The organism is Streptomyces sp. NPDC001020 (genome assembly GCF_053599115.1).
In genome coordinates, this window is sequence record NZ_JBSFLQ010000008.1 from 240,173 (window position 1) to 257,310 (window position 17,138).

The window sequence follows — 17,138 nt, forward strand, 5'->3', positions numbered from 1 at the left end:
CGGTCGCAGGTTCTGGGGGCGCTCCCGTGTCGCACACTCGGTTCGTACGGACGGGCGAGACCAGGGCAAAGTCTACCGGCGGTCCTCCGCCTCCCGTGGGGCCTCCCGGCGGCGGGAGCGCGGAAGGACCCGCAGCGCGTCCCCCATGTCCGCGACTTCCAGCACCTTCATCCCGGACGGGACCTTGCCCGGATCGACCGGTACGAGCGCGTGTGTGAAGCCCAGGCGATGGGCCTCGGACAGCCTGCGCTGGACGCCCGTGACCCGTCTGACCTCGCCCGCGAGGCCCACCTCGCCGATCGCGACGAGGTTCTTCGGCAGTGGGGTGTCACTCGCGGCGGAGGCGAGTGCGAGTGCGATCGCGAGGTCCGCGGCCGGCTCCGAGAGCCGAACGCCGCCCACCGTCGCCGAGTAGATGTCCTGCTTCCCGATCGCCTTGATCCGGCCCCGCTGCTCCAGTACCGCGAGCATCATCGAGACGCGTGAGGTCTCCAGACCGGACGTCGTGCGGCGCGGGGACGGGATCTGCGTGTCCACCGTGAGCGCCTGCACCTCGGCCACCAGAGGGCGGCGGCCCTCCAGGGTGACGGTCAGGCAGGTGCCGGGGACCGGCTCGTCGCGGCGGGTCAGGAACAGGCCACTGGGGTCCGTGAGGCCCGTGATCCCCTCGTCGTGCAGTTCGAAGCAGCCGACCTCGTCCGTCGCGCCGTACCGGTTCTTGACGCCCCGGACCAGACGCAGTCGTGCGTGCCGGTCGCCCTCGAAGTGCAGGACCACGTCCACGAGGTGTTCGAGCAGGCGCGGGCCCGCGATCGCGCCGTCCTTGGTGACGTGGCCCACCAGGAGGGTGGCCATGCCGCGCTCCTTGGAGGCACGGATCAGCGCCCCGGCGACCTCGCGCACCTGGGCCATGCCGCCGGGGGCGCCGTCGATCTCCGGGGAGGCGATGGTCTGCACGGAGTCGAGGATGAGGAGCGAGGGTTTCACCGCGTCCAAGTGGCCCAGTACGGCGGAGAGATCCGTCTCCGCCGCCAGGTAGAGGTGGTCGTCGATGGCCCCGATGCGGTCGGCGCGCAGGCGCACCTGGCTCGCCGACTCCTCGCCGGTCACGTACAGCGTGCGGTGCGCGTCGCTCGCGGCCTTGGCCGCGACGTCCAGCAGGAGCGTGGACTTGCCGACCCCGGGCTCGCCGGCGAGCAGCACGACCGCGCCGGGCACGAGCCCGCCCCCGAGGACGCGGTCCAGCTCGGGCACGCCGGTGGAGCGGGCGGTGGCCTGGCGCCCGTCGACCTGGCCGATGGGCAGGGCGGAGGTCGTCACCCGGCCCGGCGTCGTGGTCCGCACCGCGGGTGCGCCGTACTCCTCGACCGTCCCCCAGGCCTGGCACTCCGGGCAGCGGCCGAGCCACTTCGCGGTCTGCCAGCCGCACTCGGTGCAGCGGTAGGACGGCCGGTCCTTGGTGGTCTTTGTACGGGCAGCCATGGACGAAACCGTAGCCGAGGCCACTGACATCCCGGGGCCCGCGCCGGGGGCACGGGCCCCGGAGGCCGCCCGACCCTTGGCCACCTACGCCGGGATCGAGCCCTGTCGGTGACCGTCACCCTGGCTCGGGCGGTCTTTCGTTCCCCTCCGGCCGGAGAGGACGGCGCAATCGACCGCTCTTATCGTCCTATGGAAGATCGTTTCACCCGTACGGAGTAAATGTGCGCAAGGGAGCAGAAGGTGCGACCCCGCGGCGCCTACGGTCGCACAGGTGATGAGCAGCAGGCCGGAGACCTCCACGTACGCCACCGGCGCTCACCCGGCGCGCGGGGACGCACGCAAGCGGGGGAGCGCGCCTCGTGGTGCGAACTCCCGCACCGCGGCACAGGGCCCGCCTGCGCGCTATGAGCCGTACCTGGACGGCCTGTTCACCTACTGCCTCTCCGTGCTGTGTGATCACGACGCGGCGACCGCCGCCCTGGGGGACGCCCTGGCGCTCGCCTTGCGCCGTGGCACGCGCGCCCCGGGAACCCCCGACGAACAGCGCGCCTGGCTGTACGCCCTCGCCCGCTGGTCCTGCCTGCGCAGGCTCGCCGAGGCCCGGCGGCGCCGCCCCGCCGGCCATGCCGCCGGGCGTGACCATGCGCACAAGGAGTCGGCCGACCGGCGTGCCGCCGAGGCTGTCGGTGCCGCGCCGGTGTCCGAGGAGGTTCAGGAGCTGCGCAGGCAAGAACTCGCCCGGCTCGCCTGGCCAGAGGCCGCCGGTACCACCCCCGAGCAGCGTGAGGCGCTGGAGCTCGCCGTACGCCACCAGCTCGACACCCATGAGGTCGCCGCCGTGCTCGGCCTGGACCTGGCCCCCGCGCGCGAGCTCCTCGCTTCGGCCGCCTGCGAGGTCGAGCGCACCCGCGCCGCCCTCGCCGTCGTCGAGGCCGGCACCTGTCCGAGCGTCGCCGGCCTCACCGACGACCCCCGGCTCGTCCTCAGCGCCACCCTGCGCCGTGAGCTGGTCCGGCACGTCGACGACTGCCCGCGTTGCCGCCGCACCGCCGAGCGAGCCGTCCCCGGTAGCTGGCCCGGCACCAGCGTCACACCCGCCGCACTGCCCGTTCTGCAGGCCCCGAAAGCGGCCTTGCGGACCGCTATGGCGCACGCCCCCCGCGCGCGGAGCTGCGTCCCCCACTTCGACCGGCGCGGCTTCCCCATTGACCCGAAGGACCATGCGGCCCGCCGTGACCGCCTGCGCGCGCGTGCCGTCACGACGACCGTGGTCGCCACCGTGATCGCGGCCCCCGTCCTCGCCATGTGGGCCGCCTACCGCGGTGCGCCCCTCACCGGCGAGGCCACCGACGGCCGCACCGCCACGACACACGAGGCGCACGGCCCGGGCAGCCTCGGTGGTGAGGGCTCGGGAGGCTACGAGAACGCGGGCAACGCCAGGACGAAATCCGACCCCCGCCTCGACCGGAACGGCCACGTGCCGGACGTCTCCGTCGAGGTCACCGGCGTAAAGACGGGTGCCCCAGGGGAAGGGCACCTCGCGGTGTCCGCCGGGCACGACGGCACCACGACACTCATCACCCTGACTGCCTCCGGGGACTCACCCGTCCCCTGGTCCGTGTCCACGAGCGCCTCCTGGCTCTACCCGAGCCAGTCCTCGGGGACGCTCGCCCCAGGCGAATCGTTCACGGTCAGGGTGTACGTCGACCACCTTCGCGAGCCCACCGGCGCCTGGCACGCACGCCTGGCAGTGGCCCCCGCGGGCGCCGTGGTCTCCATCGACGGGTACGGCCCCGCGGCCCCGTCCGACCCGCGCCCCACTCCCACGCGTTCCGTGTCGTCCCCTCCCGTGCCGAGCGGTCCGCCGTCGACAAGCCCGGACCCGACGCCGGGCGACCCGACCCCGACAGAGCCCACACCCACGAGTCCGCCTTCCTCCGACCCGCCGCCCTCGACCCCGACGCCCCCCGGCAGCGTCACACCGAGCCCGTCCTCGTAAGGCTCGCGGCACAGCAGCGGGCGCCCCTGCGAGGGGTGCGAAGGTGGCGGGTTGCCATTTCAGTCCACCGGGTCCGCGGGGTGCGGAGCCACCAGCGGCAACTGCGAGGCCAGCCGCTGCTCGCACAGCTCGACCAGGCGGTCGTACCCCGCCTTGCCCATCAGCTCGGTCAGCTCGGCCCGGTACGAGACATAGACCGGATCGCCCGCGCCGTGCGCCGACGTCGCCGACGTGCACCACCAGTGCAGATCATGGCCGCCCGGTCCCCAGCCCCGGCGGTCGTACTCGCCGATCGACACCTGAAGGATCCGGGTGTCGTCGGGCCGCTCGATCCACTCGTACGTCCGCCGGATCGGCAACTGCCAGCAGACGTCCGGCTTGGTCTCCAGCGGTTCGCGGCCCTCCCGCAGCGCGAGGATGTGCAGCGAGCAGCCGGCCCCGCCCGGGAAACCGGGCCGGTTCTGGAAGATGCACGAGCCCTGGTACGGGCGGGTCTGCCGAGAACCCTCGTCGTCCTCCGTGATCCAGCCGGTCTCCACGCCCACGTCATGGTTCTGCCAGATTTCCGGTGTCAGCCGTGCCACGTGCTCGGCCACTCGCTTCTCGTCGTCCTCGTCCGAGAAGTGCGCCCCCAACGTGCAGCACCCGTCGTCGGCGCGGCCCGCCTGGATGCCCTGGCAGCCGCTACCGAAGATGCAGGTCCAGCGCGAGGTCAGCCAGGTCAGATCACACCGGAAGACCTGCTCGGCGTCGGCTGGATCCGGAAACTCCACCCAGGCGCGCGCGAAGTCGAGGCCCTTCTCGTCGCTCGCCCTGGCGCTCCTCGCGGACGCCTTCGCCTGCGAAGAATCCTTGGACTTCTTGGAGGATTTGTCGGCCTTCGCCTTTTTCGTCTTTGGCACGATTCCAGGGTAAGTGGCCCGGGACCGCGCTGAGGAATGAGGACCGTCCAACGGGCAGTAGCGTTCCGTCCATGAGACTCGGTGTCCTCGACGTGGGATCGAACACGGTGCATCTGCTGGTGGTGGACGCGCACCCCGGCGCACGCCCGCTGCCCGCGCACTCGCACAAGGTGGAGCTGCGGCTTGCCCAACTCCTCGACGACAGCGGGGCGATCGGTGCCGAGGGGATCGACAGACTGATCACGGTCGTTCTGGACGCCCTCCAGGCCGCCGAGGACAAGGGCGTCGAGGACCTGCTGCCCTTCGCCACCTCCGCGGTGCGCGAGGCGAGCAACGCCGACGACGTGCTGGCCCGGGTCGAGGAGGCGACGGGCGTCCAGTTGCAGGTGCTGGCCGGCGCGGAGGAGGCCCGGCTGACCTTCCTCGCGGCCCGCCGCTGGTTCGGTTGGTCGGCGGGCAAGCTGCTCGTCCTCGACATCGGCGGCGGCTCGCTGGAGATCGCGTACGGCATGGACGAGGAGCCCGACGCGGCGGTGTCGCTGCCGCTCGGCGCGGGCCGGCTCACGGCGGGCTGGCTGCCCGGGGATCCGCCGGACCCGGCCGATGTGAAGGCGCTGCGCCGTCATGTGCGGGCACGGATCGCCCGCACGGTCGGCGAGTTCAGCCGCCTCGGGGCGCCCGACCATGTCGTCGCCACCTCCAAGACGTTCAGGCAGCTCGCCCGGCTCGCCGGGGCGGCGCGCTCCGCCGAGGGGCTGTACGTGCAGCGCGAGCTGAAACGGGAGTCGCTGGAGGCGTGGGTGCCGCGGCTGGCCGCGATGACGGCTGGTGAGCGCTCGGACCTCCCCGGCGTCTCAGCGGGCCGCGCGAGTCAGCTCCTTGCCGGGGCCCTGGTCGCGGAGGGCGCCATGGACCTGTTCGGTGTCGAGGTGCTGGAGATCTGTCCGTGGGCGCTGCGGGAGGGCGTGATCCTTCGGCGGCTGGACCACATGGGTCCGCTGTAGGACCGGCCGGGCGCGGAACGCCGCCCGGCCGCACGCCGGTCACTGATCGCGGAACGGGACGCCACCGGTCGTCCCCTGTTTCCCGGGCGCCCGCGAGACGCCCCAGTCGGTCGTTCCCGGCCCACCGTTCCCGGCCCAACCGCCGAAGGTACCCCGTACCCTGTCCCTCGTGGCAGAACCAGCGGTGCGCGTCCCGGATGCGAAGGTCGCCCTGTCGACGGCCTCCGTCTATCCGGAGTCGACGGCGACGGCCTTCGAGATCGCGGCGCGGCTCGGGTACGACGGGGTCGAGGTCATGGTGTGGACCGACCCGGTCAGCCAGGACATCGAGGCGCTGCGCCGACTCAGTGACTACCACCAGATGCCCATTCTGGCCGTTCACGCACCCTGTCTGCTGATCACGCAGCGCGTCTGGTCCACCGACCCGTGGGTCAAGCTGCAGCGCGCTCGTGCCGCCGCCGAGAGACTGGGGGCGGGCACCGTCGTCGTCCATCCGCCCTTCCGCTGGCAGCGGCAGTACGCGCGCGACTTCGTCGACGGCATCTGGCGCATGGCGAACGAGACCGATGTGCGGTTCGCCGTCGAGAACATGTACCCGTGGCGCTACCGGGACCGCGAGATGCTCGCGTACGCCCCCGACTGGGACGTCACGAAGGACGACTACCGGCACTTCACGATCGACCTCAGCCACACCGCGACGGCCCGCACCGACGCGTTGCGGATGCTCGAGCGCATGGGCGACCGCCTGGGCCACGTCCACCTCGCCGACGGCAACGGCTCCAGCAAGGACGAGCACCTCGTCCCCGGCCGTGGCATCCAGCCCTGCGCCGAGGTCCTGGAGCGGCTGGCGCTCACCGGCTTCGACGGGTACGTCGTCGTCGAGGTCAACACCCGCCGTGCCATGTCCAGCGCGGAGCGCGAGGCCGACCTCGCGGAGGCGCTCGCCTTCACGCGGCTTCACCTGACCTCATCCGTCAGGGTGCCGCGCGGGTGACCGCGGGGGCATCCGGCAGCCTCCTGACGGCGCCGGGGTTCCTCGAACCGGCCCTCACGCCCGAGACACCTGTCCCGTATTCCGGACACTTGCGTCCAGTCCTTGGAGCACCGGCGTACGCTCGACATGAGTCAAGAACCCTCCGAAGGAGCGAGCGAGGATGCCCGAGCTGAGGTCCCGCACTGTCACTCACGGCCGCAACATGGCGGGCGCCCGTGCCCTGATGCGCGCCTCCGGTGTACCCGGTGCGGACATCGGACGGAAGCCGGTCATCGCCGTGGCCAACTCCTTCACGGAGTTCGTGCCGGGCCACACCCACCTCCAGCCGGTCGGACGGATCGTCAGCGAGGCGATCAAGGAGGCCGGCGGCATCCCGCGCGAGTTCAACACGATCGCGGTGGACGACGGCATCGCCATGGGCCATGGCGGCATGCTCTACAGCCTGCCCTCCCGCGACCTGATCGCGGACAGCGTGGAGTACATGGTCGAGGCCCACTGCGCCGACGCCCTGGTCTGCATCTCCAACTGCGACAAGATCACCCCGGGCATGTTGATGGCGGCGCTGCGCCTGAACATCCCCACGGTCTTCGTCTCCGGCGGCCCCATGGAGGCCGGTCGCGCCACCCTGGTCGACGGCACGGTCCGCACGCTCGACCTGATCGACGCGATCGCGGACGCCGCCAACGACAAGGTCTCCGACGAGGACATCCTCCGCATCGAGGAGAACGCCTGCCCGACCTGCGGTTCCTGTTCCGGCATGTTCACGGCCAACTCGATGAACTGCCTGACCGAGGCGATGGGCCTCTCCCTCCCCGGCAACGGCTCGGTCCTGGCCACGCACACGGCCCGCCGGGCGCTGTACGAGAACGCGGCCCGCACGGTCATGGACCTGACCCGCCGCTACTACGAGCAGGACGACGAGACGGCCCTGCCGCGCAGTATCGCCACCTTCCCGGCCTTCGAGAACGCCATGGCCCTCGACATCGCGATGGGCGGCTCGACCAACACGATCCTGCACCTGCTGGCGGCGGCGCAGGAGGCGGGCGTTCCCTTCGGGCTGGCGGAGATCGACCAGGTCTCGCGCCGGGTCCCGTGCCTGGCGAAGGTGGCACCGAACGTCGCCAAGAACCGCACGTACTACATGGAGGACGTGCACCGTGCCGGCGGCATCCCCGCCCTCCTCGGCGAACTGCACCGCGCGGGCCTGCTGAACGAGGACGTGCACGCGGTCCACAGCCCGTCCCTCGCGGACTGGCTCAAGACGTGGGACGTCCGCGGCGGCTCCCCGTCCGCCGAGGCGGTGGAGCTGTGGCACGCGGCGCCCGGCTGCGTGCGTTCGGCGGAGGCCTTCTCCCAGTCCGAACGCTGGGAGGCACTGGACGAGGACGCCGAGAACGGCTGCATCCGCTCGGCCGAACACGCGTACTCCAAGGACGGCGGCCTGGCGGTCCTCAGGGGCAATCTCGCGGTCGACGGCTGCGTGGTGAAGACGGCGGGCGTCGACGAGTCGATCTGGACGTTCGAGGGCCCGGCGGTCGTCTGCGAGTCGCAGGAGGAGGCCGTCGAGAAGATCCTGACCAAGCAGATCAAGGAGGGTGACGTCGTCGTCATCCGCTACGAGGGCCCCAAGGGCGGTCCGGGCATGCAGGAGATGCTCTATCCGACCTCGTATCTGAAGGGCCGTGGCCTGGGCAAGGCCTGTGCCCTGATCACGGACGGCCGTTTCTCCGGCGGCACCTCGGGCCTGTCGATCGGCCACGCGTCCCCGGAGGCGGCATCCGGTGGCACGATCGCGCTCGTCGAGGACGGCGACCGCATCCGCATCGACATCCCGAACCGCTCGATCGACCTGCTGGTGTCCGACGAGGAGCTGACCACCCGCCGCGCCGCCCTGAACGGCGTCTACGCCCCCGCGGGCCGCGATCGCAAGGTCTCCGCGGCCCTGCGCGCCTACGCCGCGATGGCGACGAGCGCGGACAAGGGCGCGGTGCGGGACGTGACGAAGCTGGGCTGAGCCGTACCGGTAACGACCTGGGGGGCAATAGGGAGCGGGTGAAGGAGCGGCGTCCGGTGCGGTCGATCGCAAGGCGCCGGAAGGTCCTCGTAGCGGAGCTACTAGGGCATTTCGGCAACGCCGCTGGGGGTCCCCCCTGCTCGAAGAGCTTGGGGGAGGCCGTGCCGGGCGTCGCGACGCCGCTCCCTATTGCCCCCCAGGTCGTAAGGGGGCCGTTCCTGCGGGGGCGGCCCCCTCGCCATGTCACCAGTTCGCCGGTCGGCCCGCGTCGAGGGCGAACAGGGAACCGTCGGGTGCGGCGGCGTACACCTTCCCGTCGGCCGCGACCGGCGCCGGCAGCGCGGGCATCAGGGAGCCTTGGTCGCCGCCGGGCCGAGCCTTCGTCTGACCCAGGAGTTTCCCCCGCGCGGTGTCGACGGCGAACAGCCGCCCGTCCGCCGCGCTGAAGTAGAGCCGCGTGCCGGTCACCACGGGCTTCGAGGCGTTGGTGACGGCGGTCTCGAGCCGCCACCGCTGCGCCGAGGTCCGCGTGTCCAGGGCGACGAGCGCACCGCCGTACCCGAGCAGATAGACCGTGTTCCCCCGCACGACCGCTTCGGCACTCTGCAGCGGGAAGCGCAGCGCGACGCGGCGAACCCTACGGGTGGCGACGTCGTAGCGCACGACGGCGTCCGTGTACGACTGTGCGTCGTACGAGGTGAACCACATCGATTCGTCGTGCGCGCCCACCAGGCCCAGAGAGCCGTCCAGCCGTCGCTGCCAGAGCGTGGCGCCGGTCTCCGGATCCACGGCGGTCACCCGGGTGCCCGACCCGGCCGCGCTCACGGCGTACGCCGGCCCGTTCCCGTACGACTGGAAGGCCGGCCGCGGCTGCCCCGCAATCGCGTGGTGCCACTTCTCCTCGCCGGTGGCGGCGTTCAGTGCGGTCACCCTCCCGTCGGCGCCGGTGAGCAGGACGGTCCCGGCGGCGTGGGCGACACGGCCGTCGTACGGCGAGATGTCATGGGACCAGCGGGTCGTCCCTGTCGCCGGATCGAGCGCGGTCAGACGTTCGCCGCCCTGGCCCACGACGTGCAGCAGCCCGCCCGAGAGCACGGGCGGGCGCACGCTGCCGTCATCGCGTTGCGCCACGCCGCCGCGAACCCACCGGGCCTTTCCGGTGGCCGCGTCGACGGCGGCGGCCAGGACGCCCGGCCGGGTGCAGTAGAGCGTCCCGGGCGTGTAGGCGCACCGCGCCATGCCGTCGGCCGTGACATCGGTCGAACTCAGCTTGGTGGTCCAGCCGTGGAAGGCAGGCGTGGAGGACACCGCGGCGGGCGTGCCGGCCACGGTGCCGTCGGAGCCGACATAGACGAGGGTGCCGGTGAGGACGGAGAGGACCGCGACGGCAGGCAGCCACAGCCGCCGTACGCGGCTCCTCCTCGGGGAGGGCGGAGACTTGGGGGCGGGCTCCTGCGGCCTGAGCCGGTGGTGGGTCGTGTCGTCCCGGCGGTCCGGCCGGGAGCCAGCCCGGTCGCGCTGCTGCGGTATGAACGCCTGTGTGTCGTACGAGGCGGACACCGATCGCAGCTCAGCCATCAGTTCGTCCGGGGTGGGCCGGTCCTCCGGCTCCTTGGCGAGGCAACGGGCCACGAGCGGCACCAGCTCCTGCGGTACACCTGTCAAGTCGGGTTCGTCATGGACGACTTGATACGCCACCAGGTAGGGGCTGTCGGAGCCGAAGGGCCCGCTGCCGGTCGCCGCGTGGACGATGACGGACCCGAGCGCGAAGACGTCCGCGGCCGGTCCGACCTCCCGTGGCCTGCGGAACTGTTCCGGAGCCATGAACGGCGGTGTGCCGATCAACTTTCCGGTCTCGGTACGCAGTTCACTGTCGAACGGGCGGGAGATCCCGAAGTCGATGACTTTCGGACCGTCTTCGGCCAGCAGTACGTTGCTGGGTTTGAGGTCGCGGTGCACGACCCCGGCCCGGTGGATGTCCCGCAGGGCCTCGGCCAGTCCCGCCATGAGGTGCCGCAGTCGTGCCGTGGGCAGCCCACCGTTCCGCTTCACATGTTCGGCAAGGGTGGGGCCCGGGATGAAAAGGGTCGCCATCCAGGGGGTGTCGGCCTCGGGGTCGGCGTCCACGACAGGTGCGGTGAAGGCGCCGCTGACTCGCCGTGCGGCCGCGACCTCCTGCCTGAATCGCCCCCGGAACTCGGGGTCTTGGGCGAACTCGGCGTGTACCACCTTGACCGCGAGCCGTAGTCCGGAGGCGGACCGTGCGAGATGCACGACCCCCATGCCGCCGGATCCGAGCCGGGTCTCCAGAAGGTACTGCCCGGCATATCGCGGAAGTTCCGCTTCCGGGTCGGTACCGGCGCTGCGCGGTGGCAGCATCACTCACCCCCCGAGCGTTCGTCCGCGTGTGCGACGCGCCGAGCCTAGTCGATGCTTCGTACGAAACAGCGGCGGCTTGCTAGCCTGCGCTCCACACGTATTTGGCGTGAACTAATCGGAACTGTTCCGAACATGTCCATGGGGGAACTGTTCGGATGATCAGCGGGGGAGGCCGACATGGCGACGGAGGACATCGCGACCGAGGGCGCCGCGCAGGAGGAGACGGCGCAGGCCGCGCCGGTGGCGGCGGAGACGGTCCGTACGTACCCGGTCGCACCGGGAGTCCAGCTCAATGTCCGCAGCGGCCCCGGCACCGGGTACAGCATCATCCGGACCCTGGCGGCGGGCGTGAGCGTGCCGATCTACTGCCAGCGGCCGGGAACGACGGTGACGGGACCGTACGGCACGTCGAACATCTGGGACTGCATCGGGACCTCGGCCTACGTCTCGGACGCGTACGTACGCACGGGCAGCGACGGGTACATCGCACCGCGCTGTTCCTGACCCTGCTGACGGGCCGCCGCACAGGCGCGCGGCCCGTCCCCCGAGGCGGAGGCGGTAGGGGCTCGGTCGCGGCCGGAGCGATAATCGACGCGTGAGCGACGAGAACGGCACTCCGGGCACACCCACGGGCCCCCGCCCCGAACCGATCCGCTTCTTCGGTACCACCTGGGTGGACCACGACGGCGGCTACCGGGCCCGCCGCGCCGCCGTGGCGGCCGGCTCGCTGGTCGCCGCAGCGGCCGCCTGCCTGGTCCTGCGTCTCGCCTACCAGGGCCTGCAGATCGCCGACGTCGGCACAGCGGTGAACCTGCTGCTCGTGGTCATGTTCGCGGTCTGCAGTGCGCTGGCGTTCGGCCACACCTGGGGAGCCTTCACCAAGCGTCCCGACCCGCAGCGCCAGGCCTCCCTCCGTGGCCTCCTGGCCATCGGGTTCATCGGCTCGCTGCTCGCGTACTTCGTGCGCTCGCTGAGCGAGGCTCCCGGAGAGAAGCTCCACCGCGAGGAGTACGAGACGGCCCGCGCCGCCCACGAGAAACGCGCGTCCCGCCGCACTCGCAACCCCTCCCGCAGGCGCCGCTCCTGAACCAGGTGGCCATCGCCCCTCCCCACGAAACGGCCGACGCTGCCCGGACCACCACTCCCGCAGCCCTGAACGTCGTCCCTCCCCTGTCGGAAACCCGCTGTCCCCGGTACCCGCGGCCCGCCAGCATGGACGTATGACGGCCACATCCCGCGCCACCCGAGCCCACTCCTTCAACAGCGCCGCGGCCCAGTACGCCGCGAACCGCCCCTCCTACCCGCCCGCCCTTTTCGACGCCCTGGAAGACCTCGCCGCCCGCCCCCTCACCGGCTCCCGCGTCGCGGACATCGGCGCCGGCACCGGTATCGCCACCGCGCTCCTCAGGGCCCGGGGCGCACGGGTCGTCGCCGTGGAGCCCGGCGAAGGCATGGCGGCCCAGTTCCGCCGCGCCCTCCCCGACGTCCCGCTGCTGCGCGGCGACGGCAACGCCCTGCCCCTGGCCACCGCCTCCGCCGACTTCCTCACCTACGCCCAGGCCTGGCACTGGACCGACCCCGCCCGCTCGGTCCCGGAGGCCCTGCGCGTGCTGCGCCCGGGTGGTGCGCTCGCGCTGTGGTGGAACAGGGACGCCCAGGACGTCCCCTGGATCGCCGAGCAGGCGGACCGCGTCAAGCGGTTCGTCGGCGCCGAGCACGCCACCAAGAGCGGCGCCATCCGTACCGAACTCGCCTTCAAAGGCGCGCCCGAGGCCCCGGCCCACACCCACCGGGTCGTCCGCTGGAGCCGCACGGTCCCGGTCGAGACCCACCTCGCCAACATCGGCAGCCACTCGGTCTTCCTCGTCCTCGGGGAGAAGAGGGCGAACGCCTTCCTGGCCGAGGAGCGCAAACACCTCCTCGACGCCTTCCCGGACGGCATGGTCGAGGAGGTGTACGACGTGTTGCTGATCGTGGCGACGCGGCCGTGACCCATGCCGGCGGTAGGCGGCACGGACGGTCCGATCCGCGCGACCGCGCCCGGGGGTCCGGTCCGCCATGACACCACCCACCGTGCGACCCGTGTGACCCTTGTCCCGCTCCCCGGACACCGAAGCAGCCCCACCGCGCCCGGTGCGAGGATGAAGCGGACGACGCAACCCCCGGAGGGCACCCGCACCATGACCCAGAAAGTCGCAGTCCTCGGCACCGGCAAGATCGGCGAAGCCCTGCTCAGCGGAATGATCCGAGCCGGCTGGGACCCCGCCGACATCCTGATCACCGCCCGCCGCCCGGAACGGGCCGAAGAGCTCCGCACCCGTCACGGCGTCACCCCGGTCACCAACATCGAGGCCGCGAAGACCGCCGACACCCTGATCCTCACGGTCAAACCCCAGGACATGGGCACGCTCGTCGACGAACTCGCTCCGCACATCCCCGCCGACCGCCTGGTCATAAGCGGAGCCGCCGGTGTCCCCACCGCCTTCTTCGAGGAACGCCTCACCGCAGGCACACCGGTCGTCCGCGTCATGACGAACACCCCCGCCCTCGTCGACGAGGCCATGTCCGTCATCTCCGCCGGCAGCCACGCCACCACCGAACACGTCGCCCTCGCCGAGGAGATCTTCGGAGCGGTCGGCAAGACACTGCGCGTCCCCGAGTCCCAGCAGGACGCCTGCACCGCCCTCTCCGGCTCCGGCCCTGCCTACTTCTTCTACCTCGTCGAAGCCATGACCGACGCCGGCATCCTTCTCGGCCTGCCCCGCGACAAGGCCCACGAACTGATCGTCCAGTCCGCGATCGGCGCCGCGGTGATGCTCCGAGACAGCGGCGAACACCCGGTCAAGCTCCGCGAGAACGTCACCTCGCCCGCCGGCACCACCATCAACGCCATCCGCGAACTGGAGAACCACGGCGTACGGGCCGCCCTCATCGCCGCCCTCGAAGCCGCCCGCGACCGCAGCCGCCAGCTGGCCTCCGGCAACAAGGACTGACCCGGCCCCAGGAGGGCGGCGGGTCACGCCGTCGCGTCCACGATCTCCTTCGTGGTCACCACGCGAGCGAAGCCGCCCCCGTGCAGGGACACCGCCGACGCCTGCGCCACCTCGTCCGCGCTGCGCCGCCAGCCGAACGGCCCCTCCAGGTCGAACGTGTACGTGGCGTCGTACGCCACCAGCACGTCGTACCCGAGATTCCCGCCCATCCGGGCCGTCGTCTCCACACACATGTTGGTCTGGATCCCGGCCACCACGAACTGCGAGATCCCGTTCTCCGTCAGCCAGGCCCCCAGGTCCGGGGTCCCGAGGAACGCCGAGTTCACGGTCTTCGTGACGAACAGCTCGGGACCGCTCCCCTTCCCTCTTCTCTCCTGCACGTACTCCTTGAGGTCGTTCCCCTCGTACCCAAGTTGCAGCGGTGACCCGGGTTTCAGCGAGTCATGCCGTACGAAGACGACCGGCCGCCCCGTCGCCTGCCACGCGTCGATGAGCGCCGCGATGTTGTCATCGGCCCCCGGATTGTTCCGGGACCCCCAGAAGCCGGCCTCGTCGAAGCACTTCTGCACGTCCACGACCACCAGTGCCGCGTTCTCTGCGATCTCCATGCTCACGATCCTGCCGCTGGGAGCAGAGCCGTCCCAGCGGGTGAAAAGCCAGCGATCGATGGTTTACTGCCAGCCATGGAGCCAGAGCACGTCCACCGCGTCGCCCTCCTCGCCTTCCCCGGCATCCGCGCCTTCGACGTCTCCGTCATCACCGAGGTCTGGGGCACCGACCGCACCGACCGCGGCGCCCCCGCCTTCGACCTGCGCAGGGTCGCCACCGACACCACTACCCCCATCGCCATGCGCGGCGGCCTCGCCCTCCAGCCCGACCGCACCCTCACCTGGCTGAACCGGGCCGATCTCATCGTCGTCCCCGGCCTCGACGACCACCTCACCCCCGCACCCGCCCCGGTCCTCGACGCCCTCCGCCGCGCCCACGCCCGCGGGACCACCATCGCCGCCCTCTGCGGCGGCGCCTTCACCCTCGCCCAGGCGGGTCTTCTCGACGGCCGCCGCGCCATCACCCACTGGAACCTGGTCGGCCTCCTGCGCGCACACCACCCCCGGATCACCGTCGTCCCCGACGCCCTCTTCATCGAGGACGACAACATCTGGACCGCCGCCGGCACCGCAGCCGGCATCGACCTCTGTCTCCACCTCGTCCGCAGGGCCCACGGCGCCGAGGCGGCGGCCACGATCGCCCGCGCGATGGTCACCGCCCCCTTCCGCACCGGCACCCAGGCACAGTTCGTGGAACACCCCATCCCACGGGCGGACCGGGACGCCGACACCCTCGCCACCGTCCAGGAACACGCCCTGCGCCATCTGCACGAACCGCTCACGGTCGCCGACCTGGCCGCCCACGCGGGCATGTCCGCGCGCTCCTTCGCCCGGCACTTCACCGCCGCCACCGGCACCACACCGCTGCGCTGGCTGCTGGACCAGCGCATCGCCGCGGCCCAGAAGCTCCTCGAGCGCACCGACCTGCCCATGCCCGAGGTCGCCCGCCGCGCGGGCTTCGGCAGCGAGGTCACGATGCGCCAGCACTTCGCATCGCGCCTCGCCACCAGCCCCCGCGCCTACCGCACGGCGTTCAGCGCGGGCTCCGCCACCGGCGGCAGCAGCCCGATCGCCCGGTAGGCGGCATCGACGGTCGGCCGCGCCATCGCCCGGGCCTTCTGCGCGCCACGCCGCAGCACCTCCTCCACATATCCCGGGTCGGCGCACAGTTCCTTGTGCCGCGCCTGCACGGGCCTGAGGGCTTCGACCACCGCGTCCGCGGTGTCCTTCTTCAGCGCCCCGTACGACTCGTACGCACCGCCCAGCGCCCCGGGGTCCCCGCCCTGGCACGCGGCGAGGATCTCCAGCAGATTGGCGACCCCGGGCCGCGCCTCCCGGTCGTACACGACGTCCGTACCGCTGTCGGTGACCGCTCGCAGCACCTTCTTCCGCACCACGTCCGGCTCGTCGAGCAGGTAGATGATCCCCGGGCCGGAGTCATCGGACTTCCCCATCTTCGACGTGGGGTCCTGCAGATTCATGACCCTCGCCGCCACCTTCGGAGGCGTTGCCTTCGGCACCGTGAACGTGTGCCCATAGCGATGGTTGAACCGCACCGCCAGGTCCCGCGCCAGTTCCACGTGCTGCGTCTGGTCGTCCCCGACCGGCACCTCGTCGGTCCCGTAGGCCAGGATGTCCGCCGCCATCAGCGCCGGGTACGTCAGCAACGACAGCCGGACGCTTCCGCCGCGCGCATGCTCACGCGCGGCCTTCTCCTTGTACTGGATCATGCGTCGCATCTCGCCGTCGGTCGCGACGCACTCCATCACGTACGACAGCCGCGCGTGCTCGTCCACATGACTCTGCACGAACACGGTGCACAGCTCCGGGTCGAGCCCCGACGCCAGCAACAGGGTCGCCGCCTGCCGACTGATCCTGCGCACCCGCGCAGGATCATGGTCGATCGTCAGCGCGTGCAGGTCCACGACGCAGAACAGCGCGTCGGCCTGGTGCTGGTCCACCTCGGCCCACTGCCGCATGGCTCCCAGGTAGTTCCCCAGCGTCAGATGCCCGGTCGGCTTGATCCCGCTGAAGACCCGCTTCATCTCTCCACCTCCTGGTCGAGGCCGCCGTCCCCGGCCGGCCGACCCTCTGGAGGGAGATACGAGAACGGCCGCCGAGGCGGCGGCCGTTGTGTGCGTACGTGAGCGCGGCCGCCGTCAGGCGGCCCACCACAGTTGGGTGCACGTACGCGTAGTCATGTCGCACAGAGTACGCCTCAGCGGTGCCGTCCGGGCAAGAGTTGACACACCCCCGCCCCATCCGTATGGTTCTCCGGGTTGTCCGACGTGAGCGCCGACTACGGTCGGTCCCCGGACAGCCATTCCGCAAGCACCAACCACTGCTCGACGATCAGTCTGTCTGGCGTCGCTTCATTGGCATGTGTATTTGCGAAATGAGGAATCCACGTTCGAAAGGACGCGGCCCCGATTAGCGTCGGAGGCCGGGAATCCGCTAAAGTCTCACTCGTCGGAACGGCCCAGCGGCCGGGAAGACTAACCCCGCTGACGGGGAATCAGGGCCGAAAGGATCTGATAGAGTCAGAACCGCCGGAAAGGGAAACGCGAGAGCGGGAACCTGGAAAGCACCGAGGAAATCGGGTCGAGAAAAGATCTGATAGAGTCGGAAACAGCGAAGGGAAGCGCCCGGAGGAAAGCGCGAGAGTGAGTCTCTCGGGTGAGTACAAAGGAAGCGTCCGTTCCTTGAGAACTCAACAGCGTGCCAAAAATCAACGCCAGATATGTTGATACCCCGTCTCCGGCC

Annotated in this window: 14 protein-coding genes; 9 read left to right on the forward strand and 5 right to left on the reverse strand. The window is 71.2% G+C overall.

Annotated features, from left to right (window positions below):
* Positions 1–72: 72 nt before the first annotated feature.
* A complete protein-coding gene (radA, locus tag ACWDEX_RS10405; RefSeq protein ID WP_450462852.1) occupies positions 73–1,482 on the reverse strand; it encodes a DNA repair protein RadA in 1,410 nt (469 codons plus the stop codon).
* 271 nt (positions 1,483–1,753) lie between these two features.
* Here radA and ACWDEX_RS10410 point away from each other — a divergent pair, with 271 nt between their 5' ends.
* Positions 1,754–3,481, forward strand: coding sequence for a BACON domain-containing protein (locus ACWDEX_RS10410; RefSeq protein WP_450462853.1), 1,728 nt, complete (start codon positions 1,754–1,756; stop codon positions 3,479–3,481).
* Positions 3,482–3,540: 59 nt separating this feature from the next.
* Here the strand turns inward: ACWDEX_RS10410 and ACWDEX_RS10415 are convergent, their stop codons facing one another.
* Complete coding sequence (locus tag ACWDEX_RS10415; protein ID WP_450462854.1) at positions 3,541–4,383, reverse strand: hypothetical protein; 843 nt, start codon at positions 4,381–4,383, stop codon at positions 3,541–3,543.
* A 71-nt stretch (positions 4,384–4,454) separates the two neighbouring features.
* Here ACWDEX_RS10415 and ACWDEX_RS10420 point away from each other — a divergent pair, with 71 nt between their 5' ends.
* The 3 genes from ACWDEX_RS10420 to ilvD all read left to right on the forward strand — a co-directional run bounded on the left by ACWDEX_RS10420 (position 4,455) and on the right by ilvD (position 8,395).
* Complete coding sequence (locus ACWDEX_RS10420; protein ID WP_450462855.1) at positions 4,455–5,387, forward strand: Ppx/GppA phosphatase family protein; 933 nt, start codon at positions 4,455–4,457, stop codon at positions 5,385–5,387.
* 169 nt (positions 5,388–5,556) lie between these two features.
* Positions 5,557–6,381, forward strand: a complete 825-nt coding sequence (locus tag ACWDEX_RS10425; RefSeq protein ID WP_450462856.1) for a sugar phosphate isomerase/epimerase family protein — start codon at positions 5,557–5,559, stop codon at positions 6,379–6,381.
* 160 nt (positions 6,382–6,541) lie between these two features.
* Positions 6,542–8,395: a dihydroxy-acid dehydratase gene (gene ilvD / locus ACWDEX_RS10430; RefSeq protein ID WP_450462857.1), complete on the forward strand. Its 1,854-nt coding sequence runs from the start codon at positions 6,542–6,544 to the stop codon at positions 8,393–8,395.
* Between the two features lie 243 nt (positions 8,396–8,638).
* On the opposite strand, the gene ACWDEX_RS10435 is transcribed toward ilvD, so the two are convergent.
* On the reverse strand, positions 8,639–10,774 hold the full coding sequence (locus ACWDEX_RS10435; protein ID WP_450462858.1) for a protein kinase domain-containing protein: 2,136 nt from the start codon (positions 10,772–10,774) through the stop codon (positions 8,639–8,641).
* A 177-nt stretch (positions 10,775–10,951) separates the two neighbouring features.
* Between ACWDEX_RS10435 and ACWDEX_RS10440 the strand changes: the two genes are divergently transcribed.
* The 4 genes from ACWDEX_RS10440 (at position 10,952) to proC (ending at position 13,767) form a co-directional block, all read left to right on the forward strand.
* Positions 10,952–11,278 carry an SH3 domain-containing protein gene (locus ACWDEX_RS10440; protein ID WP_450462859.1) on the forward strand — a complete coding sequence of 109 codons (327 nt, stop codon included), beginning with the start codon at positions 10,952–10,954 and terminating at the stop codon, positions 11,276–11,278.
* Positions 11,279–11,369: 91 nt separating this feature from the next.
* Positions 11,370–11,861 (forward strand): EamA/RhaT family transporter, encoded by a 492-nt coding sequence (locus ACWDEX_RS10445; protein ID WP_450462860.1) that lies wholly within the window; start codon positions 11,370–11,372, stop codon positions 11,859–11,861.
* A 133-nt stretch (positions 11,862–11,994) separates the two neighbouring features.
* Entirely contained in the window at positions 11,995–12,765 is a 771-nt protein-coding gene (locus ACWDEX_RS10450; protein ID WP_450462861.1) for a class I SAM-dependent methyltransferase, read from the forward strand.
* Positions 12,766–12,954: 189 nt separating this feature from the next.
* A complete protein-coding gene (proC, locus tag ACWDEX_RS10455; protein WP_450462862.1) occupies positions 12,955–13,767 on the forward strand; it encodes a pyrroline-5-carboxylate reductase in 813 nt (270 codons plus the stop codon).
* 23 nt (positions 13,768–13,790) lie between these two features.
* Here the strand turns inward: proC and ACWDEX_RS10460 are convergent, their stop codons facing one another.
* Entirely contained in the window at positions 13,791–14,375 is a 585-nt protein-coding gene (locus ACWDEX_RS10460; protein WP_450462863.1) for a cysteine hydrolase family protein, read from the reverse strand.
* A 75-nt stretch (positions 14,376–14,450) separates the two neighbouring features.
* Here ACWDEX_RS10460 and ACWDEX_RS10465 point away from each other — a divergent pair, with 75 nt between their 5' ends.
* On the forward strand, positions 14,451–15,455 hold the full coding sequence (locus ACWDEX_RS10465) for a GlxA family transcriptional regulator (protein WP_450462864.1): 1,005 nt from the start codon (positions 14,451–14,453) through the stop codon (positions 15,453–15,455).
* On the opposite strand, the gene trpS is transcribed toward ACWDEX_RS10465, so the two are convergent.
* Entirely contained in the window at positions 15,395–16,420 is a 1,026-nt protein-coding gene (gene trpS, locus ACWDEX_RS10470; protein ID WP_450462865.1) for a tryptophan--tRNA ligase, read from the reverse strand. The genes ACWDEX_RS10465 and trpS overlap by 61 nt on opposite strands.
* Positions 16,421–17,138 lie beyond the last annotated feature (718 nt).

Excerpts from the sequence above, each read along its gene's own strand:
- radA (WP_450462852.1), bottom strand. The coding sequence starts at position 1,482 with ATGGCTGCCCGTACAAAGACCACCAAGGACCGGCCGTCCTACCGCTGC.
- ACWDEX_RS10420 (WP_450462855.1), top strand. The coding sequence starts at position 4,455 with ATGAGACTCGGTGTCCTCGACGTGGGATCGAACACGGTGCATCTGCTG.
- ilvD (WP_450462857.1), top strand. The coding sequence starts at position 6,542 with ATGCCCGAGCTGAGGTCCCGCACTGTCACTCACGGCCGCAACATGGCG.
- ACWDEX_RS10435 (WP_450462858.1), bottom strand. The coding sequence starts at position 10,774 with ATGCTGCCACCGCGCAGCGCCGGTACCGACCCGGAAGCGGAACTTCCG.
- ACWDEX_RS10440 (WP_450462859.1), top strand. The coding sequence starts at position 10,952 with ATGGCGACGGAGGACATCGCGACCGAGGGCGCCGCGCAGGAGGAGACG.
- ACWDEX_RS10450 (WP_450462861.1), top strand. The coding sequence starts at position 11,995 with ATGACGGCCACATCCCGCGCCACCCGAGCCCACTCCTTCAACAGCGCC.
- proC (WP_450462862.1), top strand. The coding sequence starts at position 12,955 with ATGACCCAGAAAGTCGCAGTCCTCGGCACCGGCAAGATCGGCGAAGCC.
- ACWDEX_RS10460 (WP_450462863.1), bottom strand. The coding sequence starts at position 14,375 with ATGGAGATCGCAGAGAACGCGGCACTGGTGGTCGTGGACGTGCAGAAG.
- ACWDEX_RS10465 (WP_450462864.1), top strand. The coding sequence starts at position 14,451 with ATGGAGCCAGAGCACGTCCACCGCGTCGCCCTCCTCGCCTTCCCCGGC.
- trpS (WP_450462865.1), bottom strand. The coding sequence starts at position 16,420 with ATGAAGCGGGTCTTCAGCGGGATCAAGCCGACCGGGCATCTGACGCTG.